This is a genomic window from Streptomyces sp. NPDC002790 (genome assembly GCF_040295505.1).
Classification (GTDB): Bacteria; Actinomycetota; Actinomycetes; order Streptomycetales; family Streptomycetaceae; genus Streptomyces.
In genome coordinates, this window is the sequence record NZ_JBEOVM010000122.1 from 1 (window position 1) to 18594 (window position 18594).

Annotated in this window: 16 protein-coding genes, 1 tRNA gene and 1 pseudogene; 10 read left to right on the forward strand and 8 right to left on the reverse strand. The window is 72.0% G+C overall.

The features are described from left to right. Positions 1–29 precede the first annotated feature (29 nt). From ABT004_RS31495 to ABT004_RS31510, 4 genes are all read left to right on the forward strand, one after another. A complete protein-coding gene (locus ABT004_RS31495; protein ID WP_502966974.1) occupies positions 30–1268 on the forward strand; it encodes an MDR family MFS transporter in 1239 nt (412 codons plus the stop codon). Positions 1269–1438: 170 nt separating this feature from the next. After that, positions 1439–2836, forward strand: coding sequence for a cysteine--tRNA ligase (cysS, locus tag ABT004_RS31500; RefSeq protein ID WP_351343451.1), 1398 nt, complete (start codon positions 1439–1441; stop codon positions 2834–2836). Between the two features lie 112 nt (positions 2837–2948). Further along, a complete protein-coding gene (rlmB, locus tag ABT004_RS31505; protein ID WP_351343453.1) occupies positions 2949–3902 on the forward strand; it encodes a 23S rRNA (guanosine(2251)-2'-O)-methyltransferase RlmB in 954 nt (317 codons plus the stop codon). Positions 3903–4013: 111 nt separating this feature from the next. Beyond that, the gene (locus tag ABT004_RS31510; RefSeq protein WP_351343479.1) at positions 4014–5642 is read left to right on the forward strand and encodes a DoxX family protein; all 1629 of its coding nucleotides are present in this window, start codon (positions 4014–4016) and stop codon (positions 5640–5642) included. An 85-nt stretch (positions 5643–5727) separates the two neighbouring features. On the opposite strand, the gene ABT004_RS31515 is transcribed toward ABT004_RS31510, so the two are convergent. From ABT004_RS31515 to ABT004_RS31525, 3 genes are all read right to left on the reverse strand, one after another. After that, complete coding sequence (locus ABT004_RS31515) at positions 5728–6483, reverse strand: nucleotidyltransferase family protein (protein ID WP_351343455.1); 756 nt, start codon at positions 6481–6483, stop codon at positions 5728–5730. Between the two features lie 98 nt (positions 6484–6581). Continuing rightward, positions 6582–7040, reverse strand: a complete 459-nt coding sequence (locus tag ABT004_RS31520; RefSeq protein WP_351343457.1) for a hypothetical protein — start codon at positions 7038–7040, stop codon at positions 6582–6584. Between the two features lie 236 nt (positions 7041–7276). Continuing rightward, complete coding sequence (locus ABT004_RS31525) at positions 7277–8413, reverse strand: ABC transporter ATP-binding protein (protein ID WP_351343459.1); 1137 nt, start codon at positions 8411–8413, stop codon at positions 7277–7279. A gap of 225 nt (positions 8414–8638) precedes the next feature. Here ABT004_RS31525 and ABT004_RS31530 point away from each other — a divergent pair. Beyond that, a tRNA-Thr gene (locus tag ABT004_RS31530) sits at positions 8639–8712 on the forward strand. 56 nt (positions 8713–8768) lie between these two features. Here the strand turns inward: ABT004_RS31530 and ABT004_RS31535 are convergent. After that, a complete protein-coding gene (locus ABT004_RS31535) occupies positions 8769–10202 on the reverse strand; it encodes an NAD(P)/FAD-dependent oxidoreductase (protein ID WP_351343461.1) in 1434 nt (477 codons plus the stop codon). Between the two features lie 515 nt (positions 10203–10717). Between ABT004_RS31535 and ABT004_RS31540 the strand changes: the two genes are divergently transcribed. From ABT004_RS31540 to ABT004_RS31550, 3 genes are read left to right on the forward strand one after another with little or no spacing between them, the layout of a single operon-like run. Further along, positions 10718–11620, forward strand: coding sequence for an aminoglycoside phosphotransferase family protein (locus tag ABT004_RS31540; protein WP_451193653.1), 903 nt, complete (start codon positions 10718–10720; stop codon positions 11618–11620). Positions 11621–11663: 43 nt separating this feature from the next. Next, positions 11664–12140, forward strand: a complete 477-nt coding sequence (locus tag ABT004_RS31545) for a GNAT family N-acetyltransferase (RefSeq protein WP_351343465.1) — start codon at positions 11664–11666, stop codon at positions 12138–12140. 38 nt (positions 12141–12178) lie between these two features. Continuing rightward, positions 12179–13087, forward strand: coding sequence for a bifunctional helix-turn-helix transcriptional regulator/GNAT family N-acetyltransferase (locus ABT004_RS31550; protein ID WP_351343467.1), 909 nt, complete (start codon positions 12179–12181; stop codon positions 13085–13087). A 45-nt stretch (positions 13088–13132) separates the two neighbouring features. Here ABT004_RS31550 and ABT004_RS31555 read toward each other — a convergent pair whose 3' ends face one another. Further along, on the reverse strand, positions 13133–14317 hold the full coding sequence (locus ABT004_RS31555) for an NAD(P)-binding protein (RefSeq protein ID WP_351343469.1): 1185 nt from the start codon (positions 14315–14317) through the stop codon (positions 13133–13135). 143 nt (positions 14318–14460) lie between these two features. On the opposite strand from ABT004_RS31555, the gene ABT004_RS31560 reads away from it, so the two are divergent. After that, positions 14461–15159 (forward strand): pentapeptide repeat-containing protein, encoded by a 699-nt coding sequence (locus ABT004_RS31560; protein WP_351343470.1) that lies wholly within the window; start codon positions 14461–14463, stop codon positions 15157–15159. A gap of 39 nt (positions 15160–15198) precedes the next feature. Here the strand turns inward: ABT004_RS31560 and ABT004_RS31565 are convergent, their stop codons facing one another. The 3 genes and pseudogenes from ABT004_RS31565 to ABT004_RS31575 form a co-directional block, all read right to left on the reverse strand. Continuing rightward, the gene (locus tag ABT004_RS31565; RefSeq protein ID WP_351343472.1) at positions 15199–15699 is read right to left on the reverse strand and encodes a hypothetical protein; all 501 of its coding nucleotides are present in this window, start codon (positions 15697–15699) and stop codon (positions 15199–15201) included. Positions 15700–15798: 99 nt separating this feature from the next. Next, entirely contained in the window at positions 15799–16431 is a 633-nt protein-coding gene (locus ABT004_RS31570) for a response regulator (protein WP_351343474.1), read from the reverse strand. Between the two features lie 29 nt (positions 16432–16460). Next, a pseudogene (locus ABT004_RS31575) lies at positions 16461–17745 on the reverse strand (sensor histidine kinase). 203 nt (positions 17746–17948) lie between these two features. Between ABT004_RS31575 and ABT004_RS31580 the strand changes: the two are divergent. Then, a complete protein-coding gene (locus tag ABT004_RS31580) occupies positions 17949–18518 on the forward strand; it encodes a GlcG/HbpS family heme-binding protein (protein WP_351343475.1) in 570 nt (189 codons plus the stop codon). The last annotated feature ends 76 nt before the right edge of the window (positions 18519–18594 follow it).

Here is an 18594-nt window from a genome sequence, read left to right on the forward strand (position 1 = left end):
TGATCTATCAAGCCCCGCCGGCGATTGAGGTGCGGGGGCCGGGGCGGAGCCCCGGGGGCGCAACCACGGTGCTGCGGGGGCTGCCGGGGTACCTACGGATGCTCGCCGGTACCCAGCTCGCCTTCAACCTCGGCTTCTACGCCGTCCTCCCCTACCTCGCCACCCACCTCGCCAACACCATCGGCCTCGCCGGCTGGGCCGTGGGCCTCGTCCTCGGCCTGCGTACGTTCAGCCAGCAGGGCCTCTTCGTGGTCGGAGGCGCGCTCACCGACCGGTTCGGGCCCCGGCCCGTCGTACTGGCCGGATGCCTGCTCCGGATCGCCGGATTCGTATGGCTCGCCTTCGCGGACAGCACGGCCACCGTCATCGCCGCGGTCGTCCTCGTCGGGTTCGCCGCCGCGCTGTTCTCGCCCGCCGTCGAGTCGGAGGCGGCCCGCGAGGCCGTCCACCACGAGCGCGCCACCGGCGTCCCGCGCGCCCAGGTGCTCGGCGTCTTCTCGGCGGCCGGGCAGGCCGGCGCGTTCCTCGGGCCGCTGCTCGGCACCGCGCTGCTGTACGCCGGGTTCCGCGCCGCGTGCCTCGCGGGCGCGCTCGTCTTCGTGGGGGTGCTCGCCGGGCACGCGCGCCTGATGCCGCGCCGCGAGCGCGCCCCCGGCACGTGCCGCGTCAAGGGCGGCCGCGCCGTCTTCGCGAACCCCCGCTTCCTCGCGCTCTGTCTCGCGTACAGCGGCTACCTCATCGCCTACAACCAGCTCTATCTCGCGCTGCCCGTGGAGCTCACCCGCGCCACCGGCTCGCAGGACGCGGTGGGCCTCCTCTTCGCGCTGTCCTCGCTGCTCGTCGTCGGCGCCCAGCTGCCCGTCACCCGCTGGTCCGCGGCCCGGATCGCGCCGCGGACCGCGCTGACCGTGGGCCTGCTGCTCGTGGCGGCGGGCTTCGCGACGGTCGCGGCCACGGCCCCGTACCTCCCGAGCCGCACCCCGTACGCGCTGCTGCCCGCCTGCGCGCTGGTCGTGCTGCTCACGCTCGGCCAGATGCTGCTGGTCCCGGCGGCCCGCGGGCTCGTCCCTGACCTGGTCGACGAGCGGCACCTGGGCCTCGCGACGGGGGCGCTGTCCTCCGTGTCGGGACTCGCCGTGCTGGCCGGGAGCGCCGGAACGGGCGCGCTGCTCACCCTTCCCGCGCCCGCCCTGTGGTCGGCGCTGGCGGCGGTACCGCTGGTGGCGGCGGGACTCGCCCGCTTCGTGACACCCGTGCGAACGGAGTGAGGCCATGTCAGCCCAGCTGTCTGACGAGCGGGGTGCGGTCTCGGGGCTCCGCCCCGGACCCCGCGGGCTCTCGTCACAAGTGCGGGGCTGGAGATGCCTGCTCGATCGCAGCAGGGGCTCGAAGGCCGCCGGAGGCCATGGCACGGGTCTGGGCCTACTACCCTGGAGGGGTGACTATTCGCCTGTACGACACCAGCGCCCGGCAGATCCGTGACTTCGAGCCCCTCACACCGGGCTGTGTCTCGATCTACCTGTGTGGCGCCACGGTGCAGGCGGCCCCGCACATCGGGCACATCCGGTCGGGGCTCAATTTCGACATCATGCGCCGCTGGTTCACGTACCGCGGCTACGACGTCACGTTCGTGCGCAATGTGACGGACATCGACGACAAGATCATCAAGAAGGCCGGGGAGCAGCACCGGCCCTGGTGGTCGATCGGGTACGAGAACGAGCGGGCGTTCAACGACGCGTACACCGCGCTCGGTTGCCTGCCCCCGACCTATGAGCCGCGTGCCACCGGGCACGTGACCGAGATGGTCGAGATGATGCGCGGCCTCATCGAGCGCGGGCACGCGTACGAGTCCGACGGGAACGTGTACTTCGACGTCCGCTCCTTCCCCGGCTACCTGCAGCTGTCGAACCAGGAGCTGGACAACCTGCTCCAGCCCGAGAGCGAGGGCGAGACCGGCAAGCGGGACTCGCGCGACTTCGCCATGTGGAAGGCCGCCAAGCCCGGCGAGCCCAGCTGGGAGACGCCGTGGGGCCGGGGCCGTCCCGGCTGGCACCTGGAGTGCTCCGCCATGGCCCACAAGTACCTGGGGTCCGCGTTCGACATTCACGGTGGCGGGATCGACCTGATCTTCCCGCACCACGAGAACGAGATCGCGCAGGCCAAGGCCTTCGGCGACGACTTCGCGACGTACTGGGCGCACAACTCGTGGGTCACCATGTCCGGCGAGAAGATGTCGAAGTCGCTGGGGAACTCGGTCCTCGTCAGCGAGATGGTCAAGCACTGGCGCCCCATCGTGCTCCGGTACTACCTCGGCACCCCGCACTACCGCTCCACCATCGAGTACAGCGAGGACGCGCTGCGCGAGGCCGAGTCGGCGTTCGCCCGGATCGAGGGCTTCGTGCAGCGGGTGACCGAGCTGGCGGGCGGCACGGTCGCGCCCGCCGCCGAGGTACCCCCCGCGTTCGCCGACGCCATGGACGACGACCTGGGCGTTCCGCAGGCCCTCGCCATCGTGCACACCGCGGTGCGGCAGGGGAACTCCGCCCTCGCCGCCGACGACAAGGAAGCCGCCGTCGCCCGCCTCGCCGAGGTGCGCGCCATGCTCGGCGTCCTCGGCCTCGACCCGCTCGACGAGCAGTGGGCGGGCTCGGACACCGGCTCGGGCGGCGAGCTGCACGGCGTCGTCGACCACCTCGTTCGGCTCCTGCTCGAGCAGCGCGAGGCGGCCCGTGCCCGCAAGGACTGGGCCACCGCCGACGCCATCCGCGACCGGCTCAAGCAGTCCGGTCTCACCATCGAGGACAGCCCTTCGGGGCCGCGCTGGACGCTCGGCTGACCACCGCCGAGCAGCCGAATGTGCTGCCCGGCGCTTCGGGCGGCACACTTCATAGACGTACGCACCCATATAACCCGCAGAACCCACAGACTCCGTAAGAGACAGGTAGGTCATGGCCGCCAACAGCAACCGCCGCATGTCCGGCAAGAAGGGCGCGCAGGTAGGCAGCGGTGGCAATCGGCGCCGCGGCCTCGAGGGCAAGGGCCCCACGCCGCCCGCCGAGATGCGCAAGGGTCACGCCAAGCAGAACGCCGCGAAGATCAAGGCCAAGCGTGCCCAGTCAGGCCGCCCCACGAACCGCACCGGCGGTCCGCGCGGCAAGTCCGCGTCCGAGATGGTCGTCGGCCGCAACCCGGTCGTCGAGGCGCTGCGCGGCGGCGTGCCCGCCACGACGCTGTACGTGCAGCAGTTCATCGACAACGACGAGCGGGTGCGCGAGGCCCTCCAGGTCGCCGGTGAGCGCGGCGGGATCCACCTCATGGAGGCCCCGCGCCCCGAGCTCGACCGCATGACCAACGGGCTCAACCACCAGGGCCTCGTCCTCCAGGTCCCGCCGTACGAGTACGCGTTCCCCGAGGACCTCGCCGGCGCCGCGTACGACGCGGGCGTCGACCCGCTGATCGTCGCGCTCGACGGCGTCACCGACCCGCGCAACCTCGGCGCCGTCGTCCGTTCCGTCTCCGCCTTCGGCGGCCACGGCGTCGTCGTGCCCGAGCGGCGCGCGGCCGGGATGACGGCGGGTGCGTGGAAGACGTCCGCCGGGACCGCGGCGCGCACGCCGGTCGCGCGCGCCACGAACCTGACCCGCACCCTGGAGCAGTACAAGAAGGCGGGCATCGCCGTGGTCGGCCTCGCCGCCGACGGAGAGCACACCGTGGGTGACCTGAAGGCCCTCGGCGGCCCCGTCGTCATCGTCGTCGGCAGCGAGGGCAAGGGCCTGTCCCGCCTGGTCGGCGAGACCTGCGACTACCGCGTCCGCATCCCGATGCCGGGCGGCGCCGAGTCGCTGAACGCCGGTGTCGCCGCGGGCATCGTGCTGTACGAGGCGGCCCGCCGCCGCGGCTGACCGCGCCCCCTGTCCGGGCCCCACGATCCCTGACGGGATCTTTGACGGGGCCCGGACATTTCGGTGGCGCTGAGGCAGTGTCCTAAACACTCATCACTCGGTTAGATGAGTGTGGACACCAGAACGCCCCGCACACCCTCGGGTGACCGCACGTCGGGATTCGACGAAGGTCCAGCGCTGAGCATGGTGAAGGTTCCGTGCGATCCGGCGCAGGTCATCGTCAACCACGCGAGTTTCCGCGTGCGGCTCCCCACGGCGCAGCAGCCGCAACTCCCGCGCATCTCACGGCACTTGAGCGCCACGGGCGTGGCCGGAGCCGACGCGGCGACCGCCCGCATCCCCGTCATCACCGCGGCAGGGACGCCCGGCGCCAGGCGCCGCCCCGTCGTCAGAGCCGGCGGAGGCCTCGACACCAGCGGGCTCCTGCAGGGCGCGCGCCGCTCCGGCGAACCGGACGAAGGCACCGCCACCCAGGTCATCCCGCGCGTCGACGAGCGCGACTTCGCCGACGACCTCGGCCTCTACCGCGATTCACCCACGGGCGAGACGGACCAGGCCACGCGGATCCTGCCGCGCATGCGCCACTCCGGCAGCGCCTTCGAGGAGTCCGGCGAGCTCGACCAAATCCCGTACGGGGACGACGGGTTCGACGTACAGATCGGTTCGCCGGACGGCGGCAGGGACGGCGGCGCCGACGGCGAGACCACCGCCGCCCGCCGCTACGGGCCCGTCCGGCACGCCTACTACCCCGGCCGCCGGATGAACCTCGGCGTCGTGCTGCTCCCGCTGCGCGTCTTCCTCGGCTTCATCTCCATCTACGCCGGCATGGGCAAGCTCTGCGACCCCGTCTACTTCGACGGCGGGGAGCGCGGCTCGATGGTCAAGTGGCTGCACTCGCTGCACCCCTGGGCCCTCGCCGAACCGCTCCGCGACTGGGCGCTCCAGCACCCCGTCGGCGCGGGCCTCGTGATCGCCTTCCTCCAGGTCATCGTCGGCGTCCTCACGGTCCTCGGTCTGTGGCAGCGGATCGCCGCCAGTGTCGGCGCGCTGCTCTCCGCGGCGCTGCTCGTCACCGTCAGCTGGAAGACCCTCCCCGCCTACGACGCGCCCGACATCATCTACCTCGCCGCCTGGTCCCCGCTGATCATCGCCGGTGCCCCCGTCTACTCCATCGACGGACGGCTCGCGGGCGGCGCCTGGCGGCGGCTCGGACCGCGCGCCGCGCTGTGGGACCTGCGCGGCTACGTCCTGCGCCGCGGCACCGTCGTCGCGACCCTCGTCATCGGCGGCACGCTGCTCATCGGCTCGGTCCTCGGCGGCGCCGTCCGCGACGCCGACCGGGTCACCGCCCCGGGCCCCGGCGACGCGCCCCGCAACGAGGTGCCCGGCTCCCCGCTCCCCTCCGAGCCCGGCAGCAGCGCCCCGCAGCGCCAGCACAGCAAGAGCCCGTCGGCCTCGTCCTCCAACGCGCCGACGCGGGGCGCCACATCGCGCCCGTCCGGTACCCCCAGCTCCGCCGGCGCGACCGCGGGCACGAGTACGGGCACGGGCGCCACGAGCGGCACCCCGACGACGCCGACCCAGGGCACCACCGCGGGCCAGGCCCCGCCCCAGGAGTCGGCGCCGCAGCAACAGCAGCCGCCTGCGAGCACCGGCGGCTCGCCGAGCTCGGGCGGCACCTCGTCCGGCGGCCAGGACAGCCAGAAGCCCGGCCTGGTGGGCGGACTGCTGGGCCACTGACGCCCGCTTCCTCCCCGTACGTCGATGGGGCCCCGCACGATTCACGTGCGGGGCCCCATCGACGTACGTACGACGAGAAGCGGGCTCAACGGCCCTGGGCGGCGAGCTCCTTCGCGGCTTCCGTGAGGTCCTTCGCCGTGTCGATCGCTCGCCAGTACGCGCCCTGCGGGAGCTGGAAGCCGGCCAGCCGCTTGGCGCGGGCAAGGCGCGGGAACGTGGCGCGCTCGTGGTCCCCGAGGTCCGGCAGCAGCGAGGCGAACCCGGCGGAGAAGACGTACACGCCCGCGTTGATCAGATACGGGGACGGCGGCGCCTCGATGAAGTCCGTGATGTGGCCGAACGCGTCCGTCTCCACGGCGCCCCACGGGATCCGCGGGCGGGCGAGGGCGAGGGTCGCGGTGGCCTCCCGCTCGTGGTGGAAGTCGGCCATCTCGCGCAGCGAGAACCGCGTCCAGATGTCGCCGTTCGTGGCGTACCAGGGCTGTTCCTGGTGAGGCAGGTGGGAGGCCGCGAACTTCAGGCCGCCGCCGCGGCCGAGCGGCTCCTTCTCGACGACCGTGGTGACCCGCAGCGGCAACTCCGCCTGGTCGAGCCACTCCTGGAGCACCTCGGCGAGGTGGCCGCAGGAGATGACGGCGTCCGTGACGCCCTCCTCGGCGAGCCAGGTCAGCTGATGGCCGATGATCGGTGTGCCCGTGCCGGGGATCTCCACCATCGGCTTGGGCCGGTCGTCGGTGTACGGGCGCAGCCGCGAGCCCTGGCCGCCCGCCAGGACCACGGCCTGGGTGGGGCGGTGGGGGTACGGATGCGGGCCGTGCGCGGACGGTTCAGCGGTCGTCATGACCGGAACTGTACGTGCGCACGACCCGCGGGGATGCCGACGGCTCGACGGTCGAGTGCGGCTCGGGACCGGTTCACGGCTCGGGGCCGGTCCGGTGCTCAGGCCCGGAAGCCGGCCACACCCGAGGCGAACGAGGTGTCACAGACAGGTCGGGAGAAGGCCTGCGCGCGCGCCGGACCGTAGGTCTCCACGGCAGCCCGGCCGAGAGCCCTGGCGATCGCCATGCAGTGCCGGGCGAGCGACGGGCGGCGGTCGATCTCCTGCTGGAGGTGAGTCAGTGCAACGCCGGGGTTCTCCTCCTGGAGTTCGAGGAGGAGGCGGTCACGCAGTACGTCCTGGGGGGCGCGCGGCTTGGCGCGCTTGGAGACGTCCTGTGATGAGGCCGTGAGGACCGAGTCCGAGGAGTTCCCGGACCAGTCGACCCGGGTGACCGCGAGCGTCCCGGAGAGCACCAGCATCACCGGCAGGACGAAGGCGAGGGTACGGGCGGCGCGGCGGGCGGGGCCCCGGCCCCGAGCTCGGCGCGACTTCTGGGTGTAGTTGGCAGAGTGCGTCACGCGAGTGAGCGTAGCGCTCGGTGATGATTTGGCGACATTTGGTCACTCTGATGAGGGACGAGCAAAGAGGTTTTGTTGCATACGTGTTGACGTTGCTGGGCCAAATGCCCGGGTTGTCGGGGTATTTGTCGACAATGACGCGTGGACGCGCGAGGGCCCCGCACCGAAGTGCGGGGCCCTCGCGGTCGGTTGTGCGGCGCGTGCGGCGCGTGCGGCGTGCGCGGCCTGTGCGGCCGTCAGTCGGAGAGGCGCTCGCCCGTGGAGGCAGAGAACACGTGGGTCTCGCCGGCGCGCGGCACGACGTGCAGCGTGGAGCCCTTCTCCGGCACCTGGCGGCCGTTCACACGGACGACCAGGTCCTTGTGCTCGCCGTTGACCTCGGCGGCGCCGTAGACGTAGCCGTCGGCGCCGAGCTCCTCCACCACGTTCACGGAGACCGCGAGGCCGGCCGGGGCGTCCGAGACGTCCTTGGCGAGGGACTTCGCGGCCTCGCCGTTCGTCTCGACGATGTCGAAGTGCTCCGGGCGGACGCCGACGTGGACCGTGCGGTCGCCCTTGTCGGATGCGGCCTTCAGCGCCTCGCGGCTGACCGGGACGACCGAGTTGCCGAACTTCACGCCGCCGTCGGTGATCGGGACCTCGACCAGGTTCATGGCCGGGGAGCCGATGAAGCCGGCGACGAAGAGGTTCTTCGGGCGGTCGTACATGTTGCGCGGGGAGTCGACCTGCTGCAGCAGACCGTCCTTGAGGACCGCCACACGGTCGCCCATCGTCATGGCCTCGACCTGGTCGTGGGTGACGTAGACGGTGGTGATGCCGAGCCGGCGCTGGAGCGAGGCGATCTGCGTACGGGTGCTGACACGGAGCTTGGCGTCGAGGTTCGACAGCGGCTCGTCCATGAGGAACACCTGCGGCTCACGCACGATCGCGCGGCCCATCGCCACACGCTGGCGCTGACCACCGGAGAGCGCCTTCGGCTTGCGGTCCAGGTACTCGGTGAGGTCGAGGATCTTCGCGGCTTCCTCGACCTTCGTGCGGATCTCCGCCTTGTTCACGCCGGCGATCTTGAGCGCGAATCCCATGTTGTCGGCGACGGACATGTGCGGGTACAGCGCGTAGTTCTGGAACACCATGGCGATGTCCCGGTCCTTCGGCGGCAGGTGCGTGACGTCGCGGTCACCGATGCGGATCGCACCGCCGTTGACGTCCTCGAGACCCGCGAGCATCCGCAGGGAGGTCGACTTGCCGCAGCCGGACGGGCCGACGAGGACGAGGAACTCGCCGTCCTCGACCTCGATCTCCAGGCCGTCGACCGCGGGCTTGGTGGACCCGGGATACACACGGGTCGCCTTGTCGAACGTGACAGAAGCCATGGCTGTGAAGCCCCCTTCACCGGCAGGAACGTGCCGGACGATCCGTTGTAAAGAAGGTGAACCGCCATGGCGGTGCCACGGCGGTGAAGCACTGGTGTAGTCCACGCGAGTGAACTGCTCGGACCTTAAGCGGCGGGCAGTGTGTTTGTCAGTACCCGGGAGCAGGTGACCTTCGAGGAAATTTTCGATGGGTGCACGCCCGGGGTTGGTTACACTGCTCGGGCTGCCTCCTTAGCTCAGATGGCCAGAGCAACGCACTTGTAATGCGTAGGTCGTCGGTTCGAATCCGACAGGGGGCTCGGCAAGGCCCAGGTCACCGCGTGTGACCTGGGCTTTTTGTTGCGTGGCTGCTCGGTCAGTGTCGCCCCGCCACCCGGTCCGCCCACGTCGCCAGGCGGGAGGAGTCCGGGGTGTGGGTGGTGAGTTCGCGGCGGTCGGCTGCGTAGTACGTGGCGTACATGCCGTGGACGCCGAGCCAGCGGAGGGGTTCCGGTTCCCACTTGCGGACCTTGTGGTTGGCCCAGGGGAGGGTGGTGAGGTCGGTGGGGCCCGACTGGCCGGAGTCCTGTTGGACGAGGTCGCGGAGGGTGCGGGCGGCCAGGTTCGTCGTGGCGACGCCCGAGCCGACGTAGCCGCCCGCCCAGCCGAGGCCCGTCGAGCGGTCCAGGGTGACGGTGGCGCACCAGTCGCGGGGGACGCCGAGGACGCCGGACCAGGCGTGGTCGACCTGGATGCCGGCGAGCTGGGGGAAGAAGCGGGTCAGGATCTCGTACAGCGCCTCGATGGTCTTGGGCTGGGTGCGGCCGTCGTTGTCCGTGCGGGAGGCGTAGCGGTAGGGGACGCCGCGGCCGCCGAGCGCGATCCGGTCGTCCGCCGTGCGCTGGGCGTACATGTAGGCGTGGGCCATGTCGCCGAGGGTTTCGCGGCCCTCCCAGCCGATGGACTCCCACTGGGCGGGGGTCAGCGGCGCCGTGGCGATCATGGAGGAGTTCATGGGGAGCCAGGTGCGGCGCTGGCCCTTGAGGGAGGCGGTGAAGCCCTCGGTGCAGCGCAGGATGTAGGGGGCGCGGACGGTTCCGTACGGGGTGATCGCGTGCTTGGGCTTGATCTCCGTGACGGGCGTTGATTCGTGGATCGTGACGCCGAGGGACTCCACTGCCGCTGCCAGGCCCTTGAGGAGTTTCACCGGGTGCAGGCGGGCGCCGTGCGGGGTCCAGGTCGAGCCGACGGCGCCGGCGACGCGGATGCGGTCGGCGGTCTCGCGGGCGCCGTGCAGGGTGCGGTCCTTCTCACCGTAGGTGAGTTCTGTTTCGTGGAAGGACTTCAGGCGCGCCAACTGGGCCGGAGTGTAGGCGACTTCGAGTACGCCGCCGTGGTGGATGTCCGCGTCGATGGACTCGGCGCGGGCCACGTCGATGACCTCGGTGACCGTCTCGTTCATGGCCTGCTGGAGGCGGACCGCTCCGTCGTGGCCGTGGAGCTTGGCGTAGCGGTCGCGGCCCGCGATGCCGTTGTAGAGCCAGCCGCCGTTGCGGCCCGACGCTCCGTAGCCGCAGAACTTCTGTTCCAGGACCGTGATCCGCAGGAACGGGGCGGCCTGCTTCAGGTAGTACGCCGTCCACAGGCCCGTGTAGCCGCCGCCGACGATGACGACGTCCGCGCTCGCGTCGCCGGACAGGGGGTCGCGGGTGAGCGGGATGCCGTCGTCCGCGTACCAGAACGATATGCCGCCGTTGATCGTGCCGGTGGTGTCGCGGGGGCCACCGGGGCCACTGATGCCGTTGCTCATGGCGCGGGACGTTACTGGGCCGCGACGGAATGCGGGAGGGGTGAGGTGATGGTTTCGTGGCATATGTCGCCTGTGGGCGGCCCTGGGTCGCTGCGGTGGCGGTCGTCCCGCTGGGGGGGACGGCTACGGCTCGATAAGGGCGGCGACACCGTATTGCGTGTCTCGATGGAGGCCGGGAAGCTCCCCGTGTGCCACCCCGCCGTATCCGCGAACCAGCCCGGTCAATGCCATCTGAACCGTGTCCCCGGCAAGCTGGTTCGTGCCTTCCAGGCTCACAGGCTGGTGTGAAGAGCATGCCGTCCGTTACGCCTCCGGTCGGCCAAGGCGTGCGATTCCTCCCGAGCGTGAACGCCCGGGGTTCCTCGCGAGATTTCGCTGAAGATCGCCGATACGGTCGACGGGCTGCGCTCCTCCGCGTTCGACTCGGCCGTGATGTACGACGAGGACGCCTTCGAGGAGGTGCTCAAGGACGCGGGGGTTCCCGGAAATTGACGGGATCCGACGGCCGGGCGGGAATTAGGGTCGGCTGCGTGATCGACGTACCCGCAGGCCTTGTTGAGTCGCAGTACGCGTACGCGGGTGAGGCGGGCCGCGCGTTCGTCGCGGCGCTGCCCGCGCGCGTGGACGAGTTTCTGGAGCGCTGGGAGTTGGCGGTCGACGGGCCGCTGATGCACGGGATGGCCGCGCTCGTCGTGCCCGTGGTGCGCGACGGTCGGCAGGCGGTCCTCAAGTTCCAGGTGCTCGACGAGGAGACCGAGGGCGAGCCCGTCGCGCTGCGGGCGTGGGACGGCGACGGCGCCGTGCGACTCCTCGCGTACGACGACGGGACGGGCACGATGCTGCTCGAACGGCTCGGATCCGAGCGGATGTTGAGCGACGTGGCGGACCCGCGCGAGGCGGTCCTGGTGATCGCCGAGCTGCTCGCGCGGTTGACGGCGGGGCCCGCCCCTGAGGGCATGCGGCGGCTCTCCGACATCGCCGCGCGGATGCTCGCGGACGCCCCGGAGGCGCTGCGTCCGGTGGCCGACCCGGCGGAGCGCTCGCTGCTGGCCGACTGCGCGGCCGCGGTGCGGGAGGTCGCGGACGAGCCGGGGGACCGGCTGCTGCACTGGGACCTGCACTTCGAGAACGTGCTGGCCGCCGATCGCGAACCGTGGCTCGCGATCGACCCGAAGCCGCTGGCCGGTGACCCGGGTTTCGACCTGTGGCCCGCGCTGAACAACCGTTATGAGCCGCAGGAGTTGGTGTGGCGGTTCGACGCGATGAGCGGGGTCCTGGGGCTCGACCGGGAGCGGGCGCGGGCGTGGACGCTCGGCCGGGTTCTCCAGAACGCGCTGTGGGACATCGAGGACGGGCGGGAACTCGGTGCGGTGGACCTGGACATCGCGCGGCGGCTGCGCGCGCACCCTGGGAGTTAGTCCCGGGCGGCCGGGTGTCAGTGGCGCGGATTAGTCTGCCGCCATGATTCGTACCGCCACCCCTGCCGACGTCCCCGTCATCCACACCATGGTCCGCGAGCTCGCCGACTACGAGAAGGCGCTGCACGAGGCGCGGGCGAGCGAGGAGCAGTTGCGCGAGGCGCTGTTCGGCGAGCGCCCGGCGGCGTACGCGCACATCGCCGAGGACGCGGAAAGTGGGGAGCCGGTCGGTTTCGCGTTGTGGTTCCTGAACTTCTCGACGTGGCGTGGTGTGCACGGCATCTACCTGGAGGACCTGTACGTACGTCCCTCCGCGCGCGGTGGCGGCCACGGCAGGGCGCTGCTCACGGAGCTGGCGCGGCTCTGCGTGGAGCGGGGGTACGAGCGGCTGGAGTGGTCGGTGCTGAACTGGAACACCCCGTCCATCGAGTTCTACGAGGCGATGGGCGCGCGGCCGCAGGACGAGTGGACGGTGTACCGGCTGACGGACGAGGCGCTGAAGGCGGTGGGTGCCGCGTAGGGTGGCGCGAGGATGCATTCTCTGACTAGGGTCAGAGAATGCGTGAGGATGGGGACGGCGGCGTCGGCGACGTCGCGCGGGTGCGGCGGTTCAACCGCGTCGTCAGTGAGCGCGTCGGCGTGCTCCAGGAGCGGTTCCACGGCACCGAGCGGCCCTACGGGCAGGCCCGGCTGCTCTGGGAGATCGGGGAGGCCGAAGCGCCGCTCGATGTACGGAAGTTGCGGGAGCGGCTAGGGCTCGACTCCGGGTACGTCAGCCGGCTGCTGCGCGCTCTGGAGGCGGACGGGCTCGTGGTGGTGGAGCCGCTGGAGCGGGACCGGCGGGTGCGTACCGCGCGGCTCACGGAGCGGGGGCGCGGCGAGTGGGCCGTGCTCGACCGGCGCAGCGACGAGGCCGCGGGCTCGCTGCTCGCTCCGCTGAGCCCCGCCCAGCGGGGCCGCCTTGTCGCCGCCATGGCCGAGGTGGACCGGCTGCTCACGGCCGGCACGGTCACGCTGGACGAGGTCGCGCCGGACCATCCCGACGCGGAGCTGTGCCTGCGCGGCTACTTCGCCGAGCTCCAGGAGCGGTTCGACACGGGCTTCGACCCGGCGCACAGCCTCCTCCCCGACGCCGGTGAACTCCGGGCGCCGCACGGCCGGTTCGTCGTGGCGCGGCTGCACGGGGAGCCGGTCGGCTGCGTCGGCCTGAAGCTTCCGCCGGGTGGTGCGGCCGAGGTGAAGCGGATGTGGGTGGCGCCGCGGGTGAGGGGTCTCGGGCTTGCGCGCCGTTTCCTGGCGGAGATGGAGGCGCGGGCCGTGGGGCACGGTGCGGTGGTGCTGCGCCTGGACACCAACAAGGCGCTCAGCGAGGCGATCGGGCTGTACCGGGCGTTCGGGTTCGAGGAGGTCGAGGCCTTCAACGACGAGCCGTACGCGCATCACTGGTTCGAGAAGCGGTTGAGCTGAACCGGGGTGACGTTGCGGGGCTCGGCTCTGCTCCGGTCTTCGACGTCACGTTCGGTTGAGGTCGAGGCCGCGGGTGAGGGCGGGCCGCCGCAACGCCAGCGTCGTCGCCTCGATGGCGCTGGTGAAGGAGACCTCGGAGAGCACGCCGGGCGCCGCCACCATGTCGCCCGCCAGGTAGACGCCCTCGCCGCGGTCGATCGCGGGGCGGTCGCGCCAGGTCGTGCCGGGGCGGTCGAGCGCTCCCGTGCGCCCCTGGGCGAGGGCGTCGCGGCGCCAGGTCGTGCGCTCGCGCCAGCCGGGGAACGCGAGGTCGAACAGGCCGTCGGCGCGCGCGGAACCGTCCGCCTTGGACTCGTCGGGCGCGATCGGGACCTGGCCCTGGATCAGGCTCTCGCCGTGCGGGGCCAGGGACTTGTCCTGCGCGGTGAACCGTTCGATCCAGGCCGGGAAGTCGAGGCCCGACACCGCGAAGGCGTCGCCGCGCCGACTGTGTACGGCCAGGTCGATCAGCGTCGTACGTCCGCTGTCCCAGACGAGCGAGTCGTCCTTGAGGAGGCGGCGGGCCGCGTCGAGCGAGGTCGCGACGACGACCGGGGTGTCGGTGGGCAGGGTGTCGATCCGGCTGAGGGTCTCCATGCGTACGCCGAGGTTCCAGGCGCGGGACGCCATCCGGTCGACGACCGAGGACCAGCCGCCGACGGGGTACTGGGCCTCGGGCGGCACCTTGGCGGTGCGGCGCAGGCGTTCCTGGACGAAGCGGGCCGAGAGCGATCCGGGGTCGTGGTGGAACAGGGCGACGGCCGTGTAGTGGGCGGCGGCGCGGGCGGCGTGCGGGCCCGCGACGCGGGTGGCCCAGGTGGTGAAGTCCTCGTCCACGGGGGCGAGTTCGGGCCTGTGGCGCAGGAGGCGGAGCAGGGCGGCGGGCGGGGTGCGGTGCACGGCGCCGTCGCGGTGGAAGCGCAGCCGGGCGCCTTCGAGCGGCGGGATCGGGGCGAGCGGTCCGAGCAGCTCGCGCCGGCGCAGCCAGGTCCAGTGCGGGCCGCCGTTGTAGAGGGCGTGCGGGCCTTCGTGGGTGAGGTAGGGGCCCTCGGCGGTGCGGGCCCGGCCGCCGAGGGTGTGGTGCGCTTCGTGCAACGTGACGCGCGCGCCCGCCTCCGCCGCGGTGATCGCGGCGGTGAGACCGGCGAGACCTCCGCCGATGACGGTGAGGGCGGGGGTGGGGTGGCGCATGGGGTACTCCGTACGTCGTCGGGTGGCTCGAGGCGGCCTTCACGGGTACGACGTGTGGGGCGGGCGCGGATGTGACATCGCGCGGTTTGTGCAGGTCTTGGGGGCGGGCGGGGATTGTCAGTGGGGGCGGGCAGCATGGGGTCATGAGCGACAGGCGTGGTGGAACGGGTCGGTCCGCGGGATCGGCCGCGGCGAAGGTGAAGAAGGCACGGCGGCCGCAGGTGCGGCTGCCTCCGTTGGCGCCGTGGGAAGGGCGCGGCCTCGAACCCGACGGGGACTACGACGGGGTGGAGTTCCGCGACGTCGACTTCGCGGGGGAGGCGGGGGTCGGGGCGCGGTTCATGGACTGCGCGCTGGAGGCGTGCGCGCTCGACGAGGCGGGCCTCGCGCGGGCCAGATTCATCGACTCCGTGCTGAGGGACGTGCGGGGTGTGGGCACGGACCTGGCGGGGGCGTCGCTGCGGGACGTGGAGGTGGTCGACGCCCGGCTCGGCGGGGTGCAGTTGCACGGGGCGGCACTGGAGCGGGTGGTGATCAAGGGCGGGAAGATCGACTACCTGAACCTGCGGAAGGCGCGCCTCAAGGACGTCGTGTTCGACGGATGCGTGCTGCTGGAGCCGGACTTCGGGGGCGCCCGCCTCGAGCGGGTGGAGTTCGCGGGCTGCGTGCTGAAGGGCGTCGACTTCTCGGCGGCGACCCTGACGGACGTCGACCTGCGGGACGCGGCGGAGCTGGGGATCGCGCGGGGCGTGGACCGGCTGGGCGGTGCGGTGATCTCGCCGACCCAACTCATGGACCTGGCCGGGGTGTTCGCGGCGGAGCTGGGGGTGCGGGTGGAGTAGGCGCGCTTTGGTCGGTACGGGGCCGGTTGCGGGATGCGGTTACGGGATGCGGGGGAAGCGGGCCTGAAGGTCCCACAGGGCCGGGTTGTCGGCCAGGCCCTCGTGCAGGTCCGTGAGGTCGGCGAGCAGGTCGTGCAGGAAGTCCCGTGCCTCGCGGCGCAGTGCGGAGTGGGAGAAGTTCAGCGGGGGCTCCTCGGTCGGCATCCAGTCGGCCGCGATGTCCACCCACCCGAAGCGGCGCTCGAAGAGCATGCAGTCGCTGGACTCGGTGAAGTCCAGTTCCGCGTGCTGCGGGGTCGCGGAGCGGCTGCCGCGCGGGTCCCGGTCCAGCTGCTCGACGATGTCGCACAGCGCCCACGCGAAGTCGAGCACCGGCACCCACCCCCAGGCTGTGGACAGCTCCCGGTCGGCCTTGGTGTCGGCCAGGTACACGTCGCCGCAGAAGAGGTCGTGGCGCAGCGTACGGACGTCCGCGCGCTGGTAGTCCAGCTGCGGCGGGTCCGGGAAGCGGCGGGAGAGGGCGTAACCGATGTCGAGCACGTAGAGATGGTGTCACGGGCGGGAGCGCCGGATTCACGGAGCCGTGGCCCGGTCCTCACGGCAGCGGGCCCCGCTTCTCACGGCAGCGGACCCCGGTCCTCACGGCAGCAGGCGCTGTTCCTTCGCCACCGCGACGGCGCCTGCCCGGGTGTCCACGGCGAGCTTGTCGTAGATCCGGCCCAGGTGGGTCTTGACCGTGGCCTCGCTGATGAACAGGGCCTTGGCGATCTCCCGGTTGCCGATGCCGTGCGCCAACTGGGCGAGGATGTCGCGCTCGCGGTCGGTGAGGGTGGGCCGTGGCTTGCGCATATTGGCCATCACGCGGCTGGCCACCGGGGCGGAGAGAGCGGTGCGGCCCTCCGCGGCCGCGTGGATCGCGGCGAACAGCTCCTCGGGCCGCTCCGCCTTGAGCAGATAGCCCGTCGCGCCCGCCTCGATGGCGCGGGTGATGTCGGCGTCGGTGTCGTACGTGGTCAGAACCAGGACGTGCGGGGTGGGCGCCGGTCCCGACGTGAGGCGGCGGGTCGTCTCCACGCCGTCGATGCCCGCGCCCAGCTGGAGGTCCATGAGGACCACGTCGGGCCGGAGTTTCGCGGCCAGCGCGATCGCCTCCTCCCCGGCCCCGGCCTCACCGACGACCTCGATGTCCGGAGTGCTGTCGAGCAACGCGAGCAGCCCGGCCCGCACGACGACGTGATCGTCACAGAGGAGGATGCGAATGGGCGTGGTCATGACGGTGGGCTCCAGTTCAGTTCGGTACATCAATCCCGGTTCGGCAGATTGAGCCCCGCCGGCGATTGAAGCGCGGGGTCCGGGGCGGAGCCCCGTGACGTCAACGGAATCGCCGCGGAGACCACCGCCCCCTCGCCCGGCGCCGACTCAAGCGTCAACCCGCCCCCAAGCTGCCGCACCCGGGCCCGAATCGCCGGAATCCCATGCCCCCGCACCCCGGACGCCCCCGCGGGAAGCGCGGCCGGATCGAACCCCCGCCCATCGTCGGCGACGTCAAGCACGACCTGGTCGTCGAGCAACGTCAACGTGAGCACGGCACTACGCGCCCCGGAGTGCTCCCGTACGTTGGCCAGCGCGCCCTGCGCGATCCGCAGCAGGGCCGACCGCACCCGGTCGGGCAGCCGGTCCGCGCGCCCGTCGTCGTCGACGCGGACCTGGACGGTGAGCCGGTCGCCCGACTCCCGCGCGGCCACCGCCCGCAGCGCCTCCAGCAGCCCGTGCGCGAGATCGGCGGGGGCCAGATCGTGCACGAAGCGGCGCGCCTCGGTGAGGTTGTGCTCGGTGATCGACGCGGCCGTGCCGACATGCGCGCGGGCCTTGCCGGGGTCCGCCTCCCACACCCGCTGCGCCGCCTGCAACAGCATCCGCTGGCTGGACAGGCCCTGCGCCAGGGTGTCGTGGATCTCCATGGAGAGCCGTTGCCGCTCGGCGAGTGTGCCCTCGCGGCGTTCGGAAGCGGCCAGTTCGCGGCGGGTGCGGATCAGATCGTCGATGAGCCTGCGCTGCCGCGCGGCCTGCCGTTTTCATCTGCAGGAACACGGCGGTGGCGATCACCACGACGGCCGGCGGCCCGAGCAGCAGGTCCGGGTCGAGGCGGCCGGCGAGCCGCAGCTGGGCAAGGATGACGAGCACCGTCAGGAGCCCCACCAGGACGAGCGCGGGGCGGGTCGGCAGCGTGCGCAGGCCCGTGTAGAAGAGCGGCACGGCGCACCACGCGAAGCTCGGCGCGAGCACCACGAGCACCACCCACACCACGACCACCAGCGTCAGCCACACCCGCTGCCCGACCGTGGCCCGCTCCGCGACGCCCCGCACGAGCCCGGTCCCGTACACGAGCGCCAGGAACGCGGAGAGCGCGACGATCCACGGGGCGCGCCCGTCGTGCGAGTGACGCAGCAGGAAGCGGGCCAGGGCCACCGCCAGGAGCAGGAAGAACGAGGCGTGCATGACCGCGGTGAGGCGGCGGATGTCGGTGTCGTAGCCGTCGCTGTGGTGGACGCCGTCGGCGGCGCGCTCCGGCCGGTTCCGGGTCATGGCCCCTGCACCTCCTCACGGCGTCGACCTGGGCAAACAATCCCATTCTCGCCGGGTTGTACGCCCCTGGGGTCAACCGATCGGATGACCCCGCCGTCGACCGCCCGGCACGCTGCCTCCAGCCGGTTCGTGGACGGGTGGGGGCCGGTTCCGGACCCAGGGTTGAAGGCAGAGCCCAGCCACTTCACCCAGGAGTCGTTCCCATGCAGCACGCCAAGAAGATCTCGAAGCGCACCCGCGTCGTCACCGGCACCACCCTCGCCGCCGCCATCGCCCTCGGCGGGTTCGGCGCGTACTCGGCGAGCGCCGCGGACTCGGAGCCGGCCACGCAGGCTGCCGCCGCCAAGCCCGCCGCCGCGAAGGCCGGCAACACCTTCGAGTCCAAGCACCTCACCGTGGGCGCCGCCACCGACGCCGCCGAGGCCGTCCTGAAGGCCGCGAAGAAGGAGAACCAGAAGGTCTCCGTCGCGGTGGTCGACCGCAACGGCAACACGATCGTCGAGCTGCGTGGTGACGGTGCGGGGCCGCAGTCGCCGGAGTCCGCCGTGAAGAAGGCGTACACCGCGGTGTCCTGGAACGCGCCGACGTCCGAGCTGACGAAGCGGCTTGAGCAGACGCCGAACCTGAAGGACATCCCCGGCACGCTGTTCCTTGCCGGTGGGGCGCCGGTTTCCGTCGACAAGGCGCCGATCGCGGGGATCGGTGTCGCCGGTGCGCCTTCGGGGGACCTGGATGAGAAGTTCGCCCAGGCGGGCGTCGCTGCGCTCGGCTAGGCCAATCAAGCCCCTGCGGCGATTGAGCGGCGGGGTCCGGGGCAGAGCCCCGAGGCGTCACGACCGCTGCTCAATC